15 protein-coding genes and 1 pseudogene are annotated in these 16,891 nt (G+C 48.3%); 4 read left to right on the top strand and 12 right to left on the bottom strand.

Features of this window, described 5'->3' with window-relative positions; genetic code table 11:
* Positions 1 to 699: 699 nt before the first annotated feature.
* Together FJD32_RS02135 and FJD32_RS02130 are read right to left on the bottom strand one after the other, a co-directional pair.
* Positions 700 to 1,908, bottom strand: a complete 1,209-nt coding sequence (locus FJD32_RS02135) for an IS4-like element IS10A family transposase (RefSeq protein ID WP_088585542.1) — start codon at positions 1,906 to 1,908, stop codon at positions 700 to 702.
* Between the two features lie 528 nt (positions 1,909 to 2,436).
* On the bottom strand, positions 2,437 to 2,712 hold the full coding sequence (locus FJD32_RS02130) for a hypothetical protein (protein WP_226871845.1): 276 nt from the start codon (positions 2,710 to 2,712) through the stop codon (positions 2,437 to 2,439).
* 142 nt (positions 2,713 to 2,854) lie between these two features.
* Here FJD32_RS02130 and FJD32_RS02125 point away from each other — a divergent pair, with 142 nt between their 5' ends.
* Positions 2,855 to 3,037, top strand: coding sequence for a hypothetical protein (locus FJD32_RS02125; protein WP_088586559.1), 183 nt, complete (start codon positions 2,855 to 2,857; stop codon positions 3,035 to 3,037).
* A gap of 1 nt (position 3,038) precedes the next feature.
* On the opposite strand, the gene FJD32_RS02120 is transcribed toward FJD32_RS02125, so the two are convergent.
* The 7 genes from FJD32_RS02120 to ilvC all read right to left on the bottom strand — a co-directional run bounded on the left by FJD32_RS02120 (position 3,039) and on the right by ilvC (position 12,193).
* Positions 3,039 to 3,299 (bottom strand): hypothetical protein, encoded by a 261-nt coding sequence (locus FJD32_RS02120; protein ID WP_088587011.1) that lies wholly within the window; start codon positions 3,297 to 3,299, stop codon positions 3,039 to 3,041.
* A gap of 34 nt (positions 3,300 to 3,333) precedes the next feature.
* Positions 3,334 to 4,467, bottom strand: coding sequence for an alanine--glyoxylate aminotransferase family protein (locus tag FJD32_RS02115; RefSeq protein ID WP_088586558.1), 1,134 nt, complete (start codon positions 4,465 to 4,467; stop codon positions 3,334 to 3,336).
* Between the two features lie 137 nt (positions 4,468 to 4,604).
* Positions 4,605 to 6,263: a threonine ammonia-lyase, biosynthetic gene (gene ilvA, locus FJD32_RS02110; RefSeq protein ID WP_140906532.1), complete on the bottom strand. Its 1,659-nt coding sequence runs from the start codon at positions 6,261 to 6,263 to the stop codon at positions 4,605 to 4,607.
* A gap of 1 nt (position 6,264) precedes the next feature.
* Complete coding sequence (gene ilvD, locus FJD32_RS02105; RefSeq protein ID WP_055647567.1) at positions 6,265 to 8,124, bottom strand: dihydroxy-acid dehydratase; 1,860 nt, start codon at positions 8,122 to 8,124, stop codon at positions 6,265 to 6,267.
* An 80-nt stretch (positions 8,125 to 8,204) separates the two neighbouring features.
* Positions 8,205 to 8,465, bottom strand: a complete 261-nt coding sequence (gene ilvM, locus FJD32_RS02100) for an acetolactate synthase 2 small subunit (RefSeq protein ID WP_037423344.1) — start codon at positions 8,463 to 8,465, stop codon at positions 8,205 to 8,207.
* A complete protein-coding gene (gene ilvG / locus FJD32_RS02095) occupies positions 8,462 to 10,135 on the bottom strand; it encodes an acetolactate synthase 2 catalytic subunit (protein ID WP_055647568.1) in 1,674 nt (557 codons plus the stop codon). The genes ilvM and ilvG overlap by 4 nt, the downstream gene beginning before the upstream one ends.
* Before the next feature lie 579 nt (positions 10,136 to 10,714).
* Positions 10,715 to 12,193: a ketol-acid reductoisomerase gene (gene ilvC, locus FJD32_RS02090; protein ID WP_047533967.1), complete on the bottom strand. Its 1,479-nt coding sequence runs from the start codon at positions 12,191 to 12,193 to the stop codon at positions 10,715 to 10,717.
* A gap of 196 nt (positions 12,194 to 12,389) precedes the next feature.
* On the opposite strand from ilvC, the gene ilvY reads away from it, so the two are divergent.
* On the top strand, positions 12,390 to 13,262 hold the full coding sequence (ilvY, locus tag FJD32_RS02085) for an HTH-type transcriptional activator IlvY (protein ID WP_069454085.1): 873 nt from the start codon (positions 12,390 to 12,392) through the stop codon (positions 13,260 to 13,262).
* Positions 13,263 to 13,318: 56 nt separating this feature from the next.
* On the opposite strand, the gene FJD32_RS02080 is transcribed toward ilvY, so the two are convergent.
* Positions 13,319 to 14,635: a hemolysin family protein gene (locus FJD32_RS02080; protein WP_088586553.1), complete on the bottom strand. Its 1,317-nt coding sequence runs from the start codon at positions 14,633 to 14,635 to the stop codon at positions 13,319 to 13,321.
* A 167-nt stretch (positions 14,636 to 14,802) separates the two neighbouring features.
* Here FJD32_RS02080 and FJD32_RS02075 point away from each other — a divergent pair, with 167 nt between their 5' ends.
* Positions 14,803 to 15,642, top strand: coding sequence for a transporter substrate-binding domain-containing protein (locus FJD32_RS02075; RefSeq protein ID WP_069454083.1), 840 nt, complete (start codon positions 14,803 to 14,805; stop codon positions 15,640 to 15,642).
* Here the strand turns inward: FJD32_RS02075 and FJD32_RS02070 are convergent.
* Complete coding sequence (locus tag FJD32_RS02070) at positions 15,605 to 16,018, bottom strand: YkgJ family cysteine cluster protein (protein ID WP_037423422.1); 414 nt, start codon at positions 16,016 to 16,018, stop codon at positions 15,605 to 15,607. The genes FJD32_RS02075 and FJD32_RS02070 overlap by 38 nt on opposite strands.
* Before the next feature lie 103 nt (positions 16,019 to 16,121).
* A pseudogene (locus FJD32_RS02065) lies at positions 16,122 to 16,520 on the bottom strand (GGDEF domain-containing protein); the annotation flags it as partial.
* A gap of 86 nt (positions 16,521 to 16,606) precedes the next feature.
* Between FJD32_RS02065 and FJD32_RS02060 the strand changes: the two are divergent.
* The gene (locus tag FJD32_RS02060) at positions 16,607 to 16,891 is read left to right on the top strand and encodes a hypothetical protein (protein ID WP_088585668.1); all 285 of its coding nucleotides are present in this window, start codon (positions 16,607 to 16,609) and stop codon (positions 16,889 to 16,891) included.

The raw sequence follows: 16,891 nt of genomic DNA, 5'->3' as shown, positions 1-16,891 counted from the left end.
GCTTTAGTTATAAAAAGATTCGACGAAGAGTACCTAAAAAGATGTGTATGTTCTGACTCTGCGACGTAAGAAGTGATTAAGCACTGTCATTCCCAACAGTAATCTGTCCCCCCTCTTACAAATATACACTCTGTAAATTTAACAATGGTTAGCTCGTTAATTAAATTGTTAACTAACGGCCAGCGAATAAATAAAACAAGTGAAAATTACAAAAGTTGATAACGAGCAGGTTAATTTAAAGTTGTTCGATAACGTCTTCCAGTTATAACCAAGAATCAGAATGTATGGTATCCACACGACAGCTGAGTATAGCCACATTAATCCAATTACTAGATTTCCTTCATGGCTTCTTGTATTTGCTGTATTAAGAGTAACCCAAATACCTTGCAAGCAATAATATGTAGGGAAAAGCAGAATAAAGCTTAAAATTATCATCCATACTTTAGCACTAATCATCAGTATCAATCTCCATTTGCAACCTAATGCCCACTTAATATCCTTACTACTTACTAACAGTCAACCCACTTTATAGAAGCTTAACAAGGCACATATTGTAAATTTTTCACATATCAAAACTTAAAATATCCCAAAGCTAGATTTCCACTTAAACACATTGCGGGAATGAAGAAAAAATATCTTTCACCATAAAAACCTTATAAACCAAACCTTATCATAGAGGCAAAGCGCTGAAGGATCCCCTCATAAATCAGCCATAGCATAGCCATATTTGAGCAACTGATTGGCGAATAATACCCAGGCCGCCAGCAATTCTTTCTCCGTGATTTGATAATCAGGCCGCCTGAGTACCTCCAATCCCAAGCGAATCGTTGAGAGTACCGTTCGATGCCCAATGGTATTGGCCTGAAAATGCTTATCCCAGCCCTGTTGCTGTGCGTGTAAACCAACTAGCCACAACAGGCATTGAACCATCAACGCTATCAGTAGGATGATGTCGAATCGCTCTGGACTGTTGGTACGACTTTGGCGTAAGCCAAAGCCGTATGCCGGGCTTTTGAGGTCACGAAAGGTTTCCTCTATTTGCATACGTTTGGCGTACAGGTTTACCAGCTGCTTTGGGCTCCGAGATTCTGGTGGTAAATTGCTGGCTAACACCCAAGGCTCTTTCGCCGATGTTGAGTACGTTTTTGCCGATGGATGGTGGCAATTAGTCCTCGTTGAACGCTGATTTGTACGCCCCTTAGGTTTGCTACGATAAAGCGTGAGATGGCAATTGATAGGGTTAGTTTTGGTCAAGGTCTTACAACCCAGGCTCTTCGCTTGACCGTTGGCCAAGTCATGTGTACTGCGAACTGCACGCCAATTTTCAGCGCCAATATCTGCAAATTGAACTGTACCGCGAATACGGCTTAGCCAAAACCAACCATGCGCCTCAACCTCTTTGTACCAAGGCACTTTGAACCCCGCGTCAGTCACGATGAGAGGGGTAACATGCAAAGGTAAAATCTTGGCTAAGTCCGCTAAAAAACCGTTGTGGGAGGCCTTAGAGCATTGTTCTGATAGGGGATAGGACTTCTCATACAGGGTAATAGAGCGGCCGTTGAAGGCTATTGAGGCGCGCAGAGCCATGATGCGTTTATGCTCTCGGATGTCTGACCAATCGACGAGCACAATCGGCATAGGGTTACCAGAACAGATGAGGCTGGCATGCCATTGGTAGACAGCTAACCGTTCTTGATGCAGATGCGTGTTGCCGAGCAAACGATCAATGCGCTTGATGTTGTGCTTGGTTCGGGCCGTGGTTGGTAAATTTCGACCTAACTCAGTCAAGGTCAGTGTCTTACATTCAATCAGCGCCTTAGAGGCCAGCATCAAGCTGTTTAATCGTTTTAGGTGAAGTTCTGGGCAGTATTGGTGTAAAGAATGTAGTAGGATATTGGCTTCGCGCATCTTGTTGTCCAAGTGTAGTTTTTGGCGAAACCATTTGATCATGCAACAAGATGCGCTTCCACCCTAATTTGATGATTTATTTGTAAATCATCAGGGGATTCTTCAGGGCAAAGCGTTTGCGGTATGGTGTTCGTTCATATCTGATCCTCTAGCCTAAAAAATACCGCACATAGGAATATAGGGAGTGTCACTTTGATAGCAGAAGCATTATTGGCCATGCACTACATGATACAAATAAAAATTGCTATTGGTGTTATGCAACCAAGTACGTAAGTGATAATACTTACTCTAATACCCTCTAGGTCTTCATCATTTGGACCGTATAACGGGTATTTACCAATAGTTACAACTCTCAGTACAAACCACCCAATCCAATACCAAGGCCGTGTAATTATGCCCTGCTCAAGCAATAATACTAACAATCTAAATATCCATATGAAAGGCTTAACAATTAATTCAAAAATATCCATTTATTATTGGTAACCTTAGATTATAAGCAGTATTAAGCCACCCCAAATGAGCACATCATTAGACACGATACCAATCACTGCTTTTGTACTTTTCAGGAATATCTTGTTCAAACGGTTCGCTATAGCCAAGTTTACCTAGCTCATCAAACCATTGTTCACGTCTTGATGTAGGTAACCTAGAGCCACACCATGGGCAAAAATTTATCGTGATTGATGATGTGCCGCCGTCATGAATAATCAATCCGTACTCATCGAATTTATCAGAATAATTAATAAGATGAACGGCGCATTCCTCCACGTGGTGGTCGCATTTGTTGTTTATAAAACTTTTCATTTGTTCACAGCAGTGATTCATAAGGTACCTGCATAATAGTAAAAAATTTAACGAGCCGCCCATTGTTAAACTCTTGAAATGCCCTAGTTGTAAATAACAGACTATCAGGTATAGCAAAGCCTTAACCGGATTAAGCACTGTCATGAAAGTGACCGTTGGCGGCATGGATGCCGCCATCGAGCCTATAGGGACATATTCACGGCGTGTCACTGAAATGGCAGTGCTTAATCAATATACCCCCGCACTAAAGAACGGTACTGTCTCTATAAAAAATCCCCGCATTACGGGGATTTATAAACTATCAAAGACAGCTAAAACTAACTAAGTTACAAACACTTATTATCCGATTTATCATCGGAAGAAAGTGCTCGGCTAATACTGCCGAAGATTGCAGTTAAAATCCCGATGCCCACATCCATCTGCCGGGCATTGCTATCATCACCGCTAGCCTCACGTTGACTCTGATTGCCAGCAGTGCCTCGCACAAAATCACAACTGGCATTGCTCGTATTGGTGGAGGCACAACCACTTAAGAACAGAATCAAACCGCCAATCACTATACGTGAGCTAACTAAACGCAAACTCACTCTGCGTAACATCCCTATACGCGAAACAGACTTATTAATTCAGCACCTCTTCTAGGGCGCGCAAACAGAGCGCGACATTCTCACGACGGGCACCAAAGCCCATTAAACCGATGCGCCACGCTTTACCTGCAAGTGCACCAAGACCAGCACCTATTTCAAGGTTGTAATCTTTAAGGAGACGCGCACGCACAGAGGCATCGTCAACACCTTCGGGGATATAAATGGCATTAAGCTGTGGCAAGCGCGAATCTTCGGCAACCACAAATTTCAGGCCGAGTTTTTCAAGGCCGGCACGCAGCACTAAATGCATGTCTTGATGACGTTTCCATTCATTTTCTAAACCTTCGGCCGCCAATAAACGCAGCGATTCGTGCAGGGCATAAAGCGCATTAACGGGCGCGGTATGGTGATAGCTGCGCTTACCACCCGCGCTGGTCCAATAGGCCATTACTAGGCTTTGATCAAGGAACCAACTCTGCACCGGCGTTTTACGGTTTTTTAGCTTTTCTACCGCAGCAGGCGAGAAAGACACAGGCGATAAGCCCGGTACGCAGGAGAGACATTTCTGGCTGCCAGAATAAATGGCATCGATGCCCCATTCATCGACTCTTAATTCCACGCCGCCGAGGGATGTGACCGCATCGACAATCGATAAACAGCCGTATTGTTTAGCTAATGCGCATAGGGTTTTGGCGTCACTTAACGCGCCTGTTGAGGTTTCGGCGTGCACAAAAGCAAGGAATTTAGCATCGGGGTTGGCCTTAAGCGCCGCTTCAACGGCAGCAGGGTCGACCGGCGTACCCCATTCGTTATCCACCAGCACCGCAATCGCACCAACGCGCTCGACGTTTTGGCGCATACGCTCACCAAACACACCATTGCGGCACACAATCACCTTTTCGCCGGGTTCGACTAGGTTCACAAAGCAGGTTTCCATGCCCGCACTGCCGGGGGCCGACACTGCCATCGTCATTTCATTTTTGGTCTGAAACGCATATTGGATCAGGCTTTTAAGCTCATCCATCATAGCGACAAACAATGGGTCGAGGTGACCGACGGTCGGTCTTGCCTGTGCGGCTAACACTTCAGGATAAACATCCGATGGACCTGGGCCCATCAAAATGCGGCGAGGGGGATTAAAGGCAGAAAAATGCGGTGCAGGTAACATCATGTCTCCTTAATGCGTAGGGTCGAGGTCTGACTATTATTAGAGCATTCACTCTTGATTTGTTAAACCAAATTACCACAAAAAGGGGCGCCTGTGCGCCCTTCCTTTAGCCTAAGTTGTAACCTAACGCTAAGTGACTACACAGGCAGGTTGTTTTTCCCTTTTCCGGCATTCAAAAACAGCTGATAAGCAGGGCTTTGCGTCTCTTCTTGATAGACAAATCCCAGCTCAGTTAAAAACTGCTGAAACGGCAAGGCATCGCCCTCGGGCACTTCAAACCCCGCCAGCACTCGGCCAAAGGCTGCGCCGTGATTACGGTAATGGAATAAACTGATATTCCACTTGCTCTGCAAGGTGGTTAAAAACTTTAGCAGCGCACCGGGATGCTCGGGAAACTCGAAGCTAAATAGGCGCTCCTCTAATGGCTCTGGCGGATGACCACCGACCATATAACGCACATGCAATTTCGCGGTTTCATCACCGGATAAGTCCTGCACTTCAAAGCCATTGTCTTCTAAGGTATTGATAATTTGTTCTAGCTCACCCTGACCTTTGGTTAGGCGAATACCCGCAAATACCACCGCCATATCACGGCTGCTAAAACGGTAGTTAAATTCGGTCATCACCCGCTTTTCGAGCAACTCACAAAAACGCAGGAAGCTCCCTGGACGCTCGGGCACTTTAACCGCCAGCACCGCTTCTTTTTGCTCACCCAGCTCGCAGCGCTCCGACACATACCGCAGGCTGTGGAAGTTCACATTCGCGCCACTTAAAATCGCCGCCACCTTCTCGCCGCGACCACTCTCACCTGTAACATTGGTGCTGACATATTTTTTAAGCCCAGCTAAAGATAAGGCGCCCGCAGGTTCGGCAATGGCACGGGTATCTTCAAAAATATCTTTCACTGCTGCGCAGATTTCGTCGGACGTGACCGTCACCACGGCATCTACACACAGCTTGGCGACACGAAATGGCTCGGTGCCGATACGCTTAACCGCCACACCATCGGCAAATAAACCGACTTGCGCCAGCGTCACCGGCTCGCCCGCTTCCATCGCCGCCTTTAAGCAGGCCGCATCTTCAGGCTCAACGCCAACAATTTTGACCTGTGGCATCACCGCCTTGTAATAGGCAGCAATCCCAGCAATTAAACCGCCGCCGCCCACGGGCACAAATACCACTTCAAGGTCGCGCTGCTGTTGCAGCATTTCTTGGGCGATAGTGCCTTGGCCGGCGATCACCGCTTCATCATCAAAGGGCGCGATATAGACTCGGCCCTCTTCTTTGGCCAGCGCCATCGCAAAGCCATTGGCTTGATCGAAGGCTTGGCCGTGCAATACCACGTTGCCACCTAAACGGCGCACAGCATCGACTTTAATATCCGGCGTAGTTTCGGGCATCACAATCACTGCATCCACACCACGACTGGCCGCCGACATGGCCACGCCTTGGGCGTGGTTACCCGCCGAGGCGCACACCACGCCGCGTTGGCATTCGGCTTGGCTCAACTGGGCGATGCGGTTATAGGCGCCGCGCAGCTTGAAGGAATGCACTGGTTGCATATCTTCGCGCTTTAAAAACACTTGGCAGCCTAAACGCGCCGAGAGTTTATTGAGACTCGAGAGTGGTGTCACTTTCGCAACATCATAAACCGACGACAGCAGGATTTTTTGCAGGTAGCTTTGCGCAAGCTGACTCTTTTCTAAGGCAGAAGTGACCGATTGCGCCTTATCGGACTGAACTTGAGAGGCCTGCGTCTCAGCCTGCTCCGTTTGCGACGATGCGAGAGATAACATATCAGTCCTCCAACTTGCTGCGGTCGCGCACCGCGCCCTTGTCGGCACTGGTGGCAAGCATGGCGTAGGCTTTGAGCGCCATCGACACATAGCGCTGACGTGAAAGCGGTTTCCATGCCATTGGCCCACGGGCGAGCATGGTTTCACGGCGCGCCGCTAACTCGGCATCACTCACCGCAAGCTTGATACTGCGCTTAGGAATATCGATTTCGATGCGATCGCCGTTTTCAATCAAGGCAATCGTGCCGCCCGCAGCAGCCTCAGGCGACACATGGCCGATAGATAAACCAGAGGTTCCACCAGAGAAGCGGCCGTCGGTGATCAACGCGCAGGCCTTGCCTAAGCCGCGGGATTTTAAGTAACTGGTGGGGTACAACATTTCTTGCATGCCAGGGCCGCCTTTTGGTCCTTCGTAACGAATCACCACTACATCACCCGCCACCACTTCGCCACCTAAAATGCCAGCGACTGCATCGTCTTGGCTTTCGTACACCCGAGCGCTGCCGATAAAGGTCAGGTTAGACTCATCCACACCCGCCGTTTTAACGATACAGCCATTATCGGCCAGATTACCCGATAACACGGCCAGACCACCCTCTTGGCTGAAGGCAAATTCGCGGCTACGGATACAACCTTCACGCCTATCATCGTCCAGCGATGGCCAGCGGCAGTCTTGGCTAAAGGCTTTAGTGGTGGGAATGCCCGCAGGCCCCGCCATAAAGAATTGTTTTACGTTGTCATCTTGGGTTTGCATCACATCGTACTTGGCGAGTACCGACTTGAGATTGCCCCCCGCATCGGCGGCAACGTGTGGCACATCGGTATGCAGCAGTCCGGCACGGTCTAACTCGCCTAAGATGCCCATCACACCACCGGCGCGGTGCACATCTTCCATATGGTATTTAGCGGTCGACGGCGCCACCTTGCACAGATGCGGCACTTGGCGCGACATACGGTCGATATCGTCCATAGTGAATGCCACATCCGCCTCCTGCGCCGCAGCCAATAAGTGCAACACAGTATTAGACGAACCGCCCATGGCAATATCCAGCGCCATCGCATTCTCAAAAGCTTTAAAGCTGGCAATGTTGCGCGGCAGTGCCGAGACATCATCTTGTTCGTAGTAACGTTTGGTCAGCGCCATTACGCGGCGGCCTGCTTCTAAAAACAGTTCGCGGCGGTCGGCGTGGGTCGCGAGCATGGAGCCGTTGCCCGGTAGCGACAGACCTAAAGCTTCGGTTAAACAGTTCATCGAGTTAGCGGTAAACATGCCCGAACAGGAACCACATGTAGGGCAAGCGCTGCGTTCGATTTTAGCGCTATCTTCATCGCTCACACTCGAGTCGGCTGCCGCCACCATGGCATCGACTAAATCGAGCTTGATAAGCTTGTCCGACAGTTTAGTTTTACCCGCTTCCATCGGCCCGCCCGAAACAAATACTACGGGGATATTGAGGCGCAGCGCCGCCATCAACATACCGGGGGTGATTTTGTCGCAGTTAGAGATGCAGACCAAGGCATCGGCGCAGTGGGCGTTGACCATATATTCCACACTATCGGCGATAAGCTCCCGCGAAGGCAGACTGTAGAGCATGCCACCGTGCCCCATGGCGATACCATCATCGACGGCGATGGTATTGAATTCTTTCGCAATACCGCCCGCTTCTTCGATGGCGCCCGCCACCAGAGAACCCATATCTTTTAAATGCACATGGCCGGGAACAAACTGAGTAAAGGAGTTGGCAATCGCAATAATCGGCTTACCAAAATCATTGTCTTTCACCCCTGTGGCGCGCCATAGCGCACGGGCACCCGCCATATTGCGGCCTTCGGTACTGGTTGCTGAACGTAACTTTGGCATTGACTCTATCCCTTATCTCAAATCGAAAATCGTGCCCTTAGGGCCTTGCTACAGAGCTAATGCCCGCAGCCACTGGATGCTTATGCGTGTACTTTTTGTTGCTGCAAGTTTAGCGGTAACAAGACCTTGCATTGAGTTACATCAATCAATTTATTCAATTGATTGCTGAGCAGCTCAATGGCGCGCTCGCTATCTACTTCCATATCCAGTGACAGACTCGCATCGTCGTTCATCCGCATCTGCATTTGGGTGACAGTAAAACCACGATGGCGAGTCACGCGCAAAACACGCTCAAGCACTTCGGGGCGTTGTTGAACCGTTAATTCTAGTGAGTGGATCATGTTTGTTTCTCCATTTCGTCCATCATATCGCTGTTTGATGCGCCGGGGGGCACCAGTGGCCAAACGTTAAAAGCATCGTCAATTGCAACGTGTAACAAATACGGGCCCTTAGCCGCTAACATCTCGGTTAAGGCCTCTTCCACCTCGTCGGAAGAGAAAATCGTGCGGCCAGGAATATCAAATGCTGAGGCCAATAACACAAAATCAGGATTGTCAGATAAATCGGTTTCGCTGTAGCGTTCTTCAAAAAATAGCTGCTGCCACTGCTTCACCATCCCCAGTTTTTGGTTGTCGATCAGTAGGATCTTCACCGGTAATTTGCGGCGCTTGATGGTGGTCAGTTCCTGCACGTTCATCATAAAAGAGCCATCGCCAGACACAGTGACCACAGTTGCATCGGGGCGGGCGACTTGGGCACCGATAGCAGCGGGTAAACCAAAGCCCATAGTGCCTAAACCTGCGCTAGATAAATGATCTTCAGGGCGACGGAACCACATATGCTGGGCAACCCACATTTGATGCTGGCCCACATCGCAGCACACTACGCTGTCTTCGGGCAGTTTATTGGCTAAACGGCGCAGCATAGCAGGGGCATAGATTAAGCTGCCGGGATGTTGATAATCCCATTGATGTTTACGGGCAAGATGTTCCACTTCAGTCAGCCAAGGAGTGATATCCAGCGACATAGCAAGGGCGGGGAAAATCTGGCGTAAATCCCCGGCGATAGCCACATCCGGCTGGCGTAATTTACCCAGCTCGGCGGCGTCGATATCTAAATGAATGACTTTGGCCTTGTTGGCAAAAGTCGCTAAACGGCCTGTTACTCGGTCATCAAAGCGCGCACCGGCAACCACTAATAAATCACAATCCTGCACCGCGAGGTTGGCCGCCTTTCCGCCGTGCATACCTAACATGCCTAAATAACCGGGCGTACCATGGGCGATGCTGCCCAAGCCCTTTAACGTGGCGACCGATGGCATACCCGTGGCTTTTATAAAATCCCGCAACTGATCGACCGCGCCCGCCATACCCACACCGCCGCCCACGTACAGCATAGGTTGCTTTGCTTGCGCCAACAGCGCACGGGCAGCGTCGATATCGCTCATATCAGCTTGGGGTTCATTGGTCACGGCCAATAACGGTGTACGGTATTCAAGGTGAGCGATTTGGATATCCTTGGGAATATCCACTAGCACTGGGCCGGGGCGACCCGATGCTGCGATTTCAAAAGCTTGGTACAAGGTTGGGATAAGATCGTTGACATCCGTCACCATAAAACTGTGCTTGGTACAGCTTAGCGACATCCCCAACACATCAATCTCTTGAAACGCATCTGTGCCAATCACAGCAGTTGAGACCTGACCCGTAATCGCCACCACAGGCACAGAATCCAATAGCGCATCGGCAAGCGAAGTGATTAGGTTGGTCGCACCTGGACCAGAGGTGGCAAAGCACACGCCAGTTTTACCACTGGCTCTGGCGTAACCTACGGCGGCAAAGGCTGCGCCTTGTTCGTGGCGGCTTAAGAGATGTTCGACAGGGCTTCCATAGAGGGCATCGTAGATTGGCATAATGGCACCACCTGGGTAACCAAATACTGTGGTAACACCATGTGCTGCCAACACTTTTATGACTGCGTCTGCGCCTCTAATCATCTGCCCTGGTTCCATACTTTCTCTCGCTACCTTAATCCTGAAATGCCGAAAATCGACTCGTAATTTGTGCTATTTCGAAACCTCATTTCCAAAACCTAGGGCCTGAAAACGAAGAACCCCCCGGTCCTTTCGGAGCGGGGGGTTCTTTCGAAACTTTTAACCTTTTAGGTCTACCAGTTTGCCATGCGCCGCCCCCGCTGTGATTTAATAATCACTACGGTAATAATCACGAGAATGAGCTTGGCAGCTTGGTTAAACATCAATATGGGTTCCTAATCGGTATTCTATATGAGTATCGCGTTAATTCTTGCGTCCCTGACTGAGACGGCTTACGGCAGGAGGCTTACCCCGCCGCGAGCTATTAGCTTTACCATAAAGCGACAGCCAAACACAATAAAAAATTTTCTAATGTCAAAAAAATTCAGCTTCCCTGCCGAGACAATGCAAAACAACAAAGTAAAACGTTAACAAAATCGCGTTAGTGGCGAAAAACGCCGACTAACCCATGTCAGTTTTGCCCGCTCGACAACCAACGAAGCAGGAATCAATTTGTCACGCCAAGCCCCACATCCTTAGGGGCTCGGCTTTTATCCATTAAGCTCCAACAATACTTTTCATATCAGTCATATAGCCACGAAGTTCGGCACCAATATATTCCACAGGTGTGTGGCGAATCGCATCGTTAATCGCGATTAATTGCAGATTATCAACACTATTAGAACTGTCCTTCAGACCCGCACCTAAATACTCTGGCGACATGGCATTCACATAGTCACGCAGCAGTGGTACTGCGGCATGGTTGAACAGATAACAACCGTATTCTGCGGTATCGGAGATCACCACGTTCATCTCATACAGACGTTTGCGGGCAATGGTGTTAGCGATCAGCGGTGTTTCATGCAGTGACTCATAGTAAGCCGACTCTTCAACAATCCCCGCAGACACCATAGTGTCGAACGCCAGTTCCACACCCGCTTTGATCATCGCAACCAGGAAAATACCCTTATCGAAATAAGTTTGTTCGTCGATATGTTCGCTCGAAACAGGCGCATTTTCGAAGCCCGTTTCGGCGGTTTCGGCGCGCCAACGCAGTAGGTTCGCATCATCGTTAGCCCAGTCTTGCATCATAGTGCGAGAGAACTCACCGCTGATGATGTCATCCATGTGCTTTTCAAATAATGGTTGCAGGATTTCTTTTAAATCTTCTGCAATTTCAAACGCTTTAATCTTGGCAGGGTTAGACAGTCTGTCCATCATGTTGGTGATACCGCCGTGCTTAAGCGCCTCGGTCACGGTTTCCCAACCTTGTTGGATTAACTTAGCGGCATAGCCAGGCTCAACACCATCGGCCACCATTTTTTCATAACCTAGGATGGCACCCGTCTGCAACATACCGCAGAGGATCGTTTGCTCACCCATCAGATCCGATTTTACTTCAGCGATAAAAGAGGATTGCAACACGCCAGCACGGTCGCCGCCTGTGGCGCTCGCATAGGCTTTCGCGATGTCTAAACCATCGCCATTCGGGTCGTTTTCGGGGTGCACTGCAATCAAGGTCGGCACACCAAAACCGCGTTTGTATTCTTCACGCACTTCGGTGCCTGGGCACTTAGGCGCAACCATGATCACTGTAATATCGGGGCGGATCTGCATGCCTTCTTCAACGATATTGAAACCATGGGAGTAAGACAGAGTCGCGCCTTGCTTCATCAGCGGCATCACTGCACTCACTACATTGGAATGCTGCTTATCGGGTGTTAGGTTCAGCACTAAATCGGCGGTCGGGATTAGCTCTTCAAAGGTGCCGACTTTAAAGCCGTTGTCTGTGGCTTTTTGCCATGAGGCACGTTTTTGGGCAATGGCTTCAGGGCGCAGTGCGTAAGCGATATTCAGCCCAGAGTCACGCATGTTCAGACCTTGGTTAAGGCCCTGAGCACCACAGCCTAAAATCACAATATTCCAATCTTTGATGTAATTGCAGCCATCACTAAACTCAGAGCGGTCCATAAAACGGCACTGGCCAAGTTGTGCTAATTGTTGACGCAAATTCAGAGAGTTAAAATAGTTAGCCATCTGAGATACCACCTTTCAGTCGGGAATTGGGGACTCAACCAATATCAACCTATTGTTAACGATTGGTTGTGATTGAAATCACTATAACCTATGGCTATCGTTGCTTAAAATGATATATTCGAAACCTCATATTGCGTTTTTTGCAATGTCATTTTCAGTTTCAATACCCCAGATAAGCGGCCAATAGGACGAGGTTATGGACATACGCACCCTCAAATTGTACCTACACTTATGTGACAGTTTGCACTTTGCCAAGACGGCGGAGCAGATGCATGTCAGTCCCTCGACCTTAAGCCGCGCATTGCAGCGGCTCGAAGATGAAGTGAACGCAAAGCTGTTTGAGCGGGATAACCGCAGCGTGACCTTAACCCATGCGGGACGTGAGTTTAAATTGTTCGCCGAGCAGACGCTGCACCATTGGCGCGACCTGCGGCATAGTATTGATCTTAAGCAGGACGTACTGCGCGGCACCTTAAATCTCTATTGCTCAGTCACCGCAGCCTATAGCCATTTGCCGCAATTATTGGAACGTTTTCGCCAAGAGCATCCCTTTGTCGAAATTGCGCTTACCACGGGAGATGCGGCTAATGCACTGGCCGAGGTACAACAAAATCGTGCCGATATTGCCATTGCCGCGCTGCCGGATCCTTTTCCTGCCACACTGCATTTTGCCAAGATTGATGATGTGCCGCTTTCATTAATCGCTCCCACTATGCGCTGTGCGGTGCAGCAACAGATTAACCAAGCTCAGATAGACTGGTCACGAGTACCTTTTATCATTCCTGACCATGGACCGGGGCGGCGACGAGCCGATAATTGGTTCAAACAGATGGGGATTAGTCCGAATATTTATGCCCAAGTGTCGGGACAGGAAGCCATAGCATCTATGGTGGCACTCGGCTGCGGCGTGAGCATTAGCCCTGAGGTGGTGATCAATAACAGTCCAGTACGGGATCGTATTCAGTTGTTACCTTCGCCAGTCAGTATTGCTCCCTTCGAACTAGGCTGTTGCTGTAAGGTCAAACGCTTGGACGATCCGATTGTCAATGCGTTTTTAGAGGCGATTTAAGCTTACAGGAGATAAAACGGGACTGAGTCCCGTTTTCCCTACTTTATTACGCTAGATTAGGTATCTGGCGACTGTAATTTATCATTCGCCTCAATACGCGTCACCAGCAATTGGTCGACCTTGTAGGCGTCAATATCCACCACTTCAAACTTATAACCGCCGTAATTTACAAAGTCAGTTCGCTTAGGGATCTTACGCAGCATATACATCATAAACCCGGCAATGGTTTCGTAGTTTTGGCTGTGAGGAAACTCTTCAATACCAAAGGCGCGCATGACGTCGGTAATCGGTGTCACCCCATCCACTAACCAAGAATTACCATCGCGGGCAATAATTTGCTCTTCACTTTCGTGTAGCGACCAAGCGCCCATCACCGCACGTTGTAAATCGTTGGTGGTCACAATCCCAACCACAAGGGCGTATTCATTCATCACCACGGCGAAATCGGCGCGGCTATTTTTGAAGTATTCCATCGCCTCAGAAAGACTTAAAGTGTCGGGAATAATCAACGAAGTATGAACAAGGCTGGTGTCTTTTAAGGTAATTTTTTCGCCGTTAATCACACGGATCAACAGCTCCTTTGCGTCAACAAAACCTTTGACCATATCCAATTGGCCATCGCAGACCAAAAACTTAGTATGGGGATCTTCAGCAATTTTACGCTTGATATCCTCCTCGCTATCTTGCAGCAAGAAATACACTAAGCTCTCTCGAGCTGTCATGGCTGAAGTGACTGAAACGGTCTGCATTTCAAACACATTTTCCATCATTTGTTGCTCGCCCTTGTCGAGCACCCCCGCTTCAGCACCAGCGTTCATTACCGCATAAATATCATCGGAGGTGATTTCATCATTTCGAGCCGTTGGAATTTGTAGCAGCTTAAAAATCGCGCTGGCCATACCATTAAAAAACCAAACTAATGGTCTTAACACGGTAATACAAAAACTCATCGGGCCAACAACGGCCAAAGCAACCTGCTCTGGCATCGCCATCGCGATACGCTTAGGCATTAAATCCGCGACCAAAATAAAAGCACTGGTAACAAGTACAAATGACATCACAAAGCTCACCTGACTCAGCCAAGGATCTGCCAACCAAGGTGAAAGGAATTGATAAAAATAGGGGCGAAATGCTGACTCACCCACAATACCACCCATGATTGCAACAGCATTCAAGCCTATTTGAACCACAGTAAAAAAGCTGCCGGGATACGACTGTAAATGCAGCACTTTTTCAGCTCTGGCATCGCCTTCATCGGCTAACTGACGTAAACGGATTTTCCGTGATGCGGCCAAAGCAATTTCCGACATGGAAAAGAAACAACTTGCACCAATTAAACACAATATAATCATCACGTTATCTAAGAGACTCATGTAACACCTTTTATTTCACACTTGACTTACTTGCACCAACCCGCGCAGTGATTTTCGCGTGCCAGTTAAATATTACCCAGATACAGGGTTGGAATATCGCGATAAAGAGCCAGTACAGCAAATAACCCTTTGCTACACTTTAATAATCGCCATTGAGCTTAAAGAGTATGATGCGTTCATTATATCCGCTAATCGCTTTACTATGCGTGATTCTGCTCTCGCCTGTTACCTATGGCGCCGATGAGCTTTCCCCATTTAGGTTACGCTTTTGTGTCGAAGAGACTGAATATCCACCATTTAATTACTTTGTTCGACAAGATGGTATTAAGACTTCCACGCTTAGCGGCTACGACATTGACCTGCTAGAGCGCACCTTTAAACCGATTGGAATTGATTATGAAGTACTGGCTTTGCCTTGGCTCCGCTGTTTAAAAGACGTCCAAAATGGCAGCATAGATGCTGCGATGAGCGCATCGCTCAACCGACAAAGAGCGACTGATTATATCCCATCTATCGCTTATTATTACCTCACTCCAAGTTATTTTTATTTAAAAGCTGAATTGGACCCGCAGTTTCATATCCATGATATCAATCAATTAGCTCACTTTGGCAAGGTTTGCGGCATTAAAGGATTTAACTACGATAATTTTGGCTGGCGTAAAGAGACTCCGCTTAGCGAAATACATTCCCTAGGACATTTACCGGAAATGCTACTAAAACAAAGATGTAAGTTCTTTCTCGCCCGCAAAGAAATACTGGCGGGCACGCTAGCTTTGGCGCATGCAGCACAACTCCCTCAAGCACTAGCATCAAAGATTTCTCCTAATGCTCAGCAAGAAGCGTTTTACATGCTGATTTCTAAACATTCAGCACATAAGGAGCTCATTGCTCATGAGTTTAATCGGCAGGTGAAAACGATGCAGGAGAGTCATCAACTCGAAACCCTCTATCAGTTTCATATTCAAAAACTTACTCACGGGGACGATAAGGGCAGTAATTCGCTTTAGGGCCGATTTGTGGGTGGTTACGACAGGTTTCAGGGCGTTGGTGATATATAGTACAGCGGCGAGTTTTACCATCTAGATACAGGCAATCATCATTCGCCATACGGGCAAGGGTAAAAATCGCCGTTTTATGGTTATAGTTGTCAATAATACGCGCTTTTTGCAGGCGCTTGGCAATCGCCTTAAGATCGCCTTCAGCTTCAAAGTCATCCACCAAACCCATGCGCACTAAGTCACTTACGGTCACTTCAACGGGCAAAGTACAACAGGTTGCATGGCAGGTATCACACAGGCCTTTGCGATATTTTTGCCAAGTTGATAAATCATCAATATTAAAAATCGATACCGAATTTACCGTATTTTTGCTCCGTTTTGACACACCAAAACCTTCAGATAAACAATAAAGGGCGGCAATTATAACAGGCCCCAAATAGAAATAAATCTGTGGTCACAGACGGAACCAAGGCTTGACTAATACAAGCTCAAGAATGAGCTAGCGCTGTTTGAGGCGACTCCATCACCACTGTATTGCGACCACGCTCTTTAGCGCGATACAGGCAGATATCGGCACGGCGTAATACATTCGAAATGGTGAGTTCATTTAATGCATCCGGCGGTAAATACACTCCACCAATACTAAGAGTAATCTTACCGGTAGGTGCACCCAAGTGTGGAATATTCAATGCAGCGACTTGATTGCACAGTTGGGTAGCAATGGCTTCCAATTGGATTGGTGTGATTTTCGCTAAAACAACTGCAAACTCTTCGCCACCAATGCGCGCCAGCAGCGCATTGGGTGGTAAAATTTCACAGCCTTTTAAATCCTGAGCCACTCGCCTAAGTACAGCATCGCCTTCAATATGCCCGTAGTTGTCGTTGTAACGTAAGCGTAACGCCAACCACACATTCCAATCCTAACTGATCAACTTTACCCTGTCTGCCATTATCAACTGCCAGGGTAATCATCATGCACCGTACCAAAGAACAATGGCTGGCCTTGTTTGCCGAGCAAGCCCAAAGTGGTCTCACCCAAACTGAATTTGCAAAACGTCAGGGCATCATTCCTACATATTTTAGTTATCGCAAGCGTCAGTTGTTGGCGTTTCAGGATGATGACGGTGGCTTTGTTGAGCTGACGCCACAGGGTTTGCAGCTGAATCAATCCATTTTGCTACGCAAGCGCGATATCGAATTGCAGTTTCCAGCCGGCACCGATGCACAGTGGTTAGCAGCCTTGCTAAGAGCGCTCTGA

The sequence above is a fragment of the Shewanella sp. LC6 genome, from assembly GCF_006385735.2.
GTDB lineage: Bacteria > Pseudomonadota > Gammaproteobacteria > Enterobacterales > Shewanellaceae > Shewanella > Shewanella xiamenensis.
The sequence above is the reverse complement of the archived record's forward strand: the minus strand, read 5'-3'. Positions and strand labels throughout refer to the sequence as shown.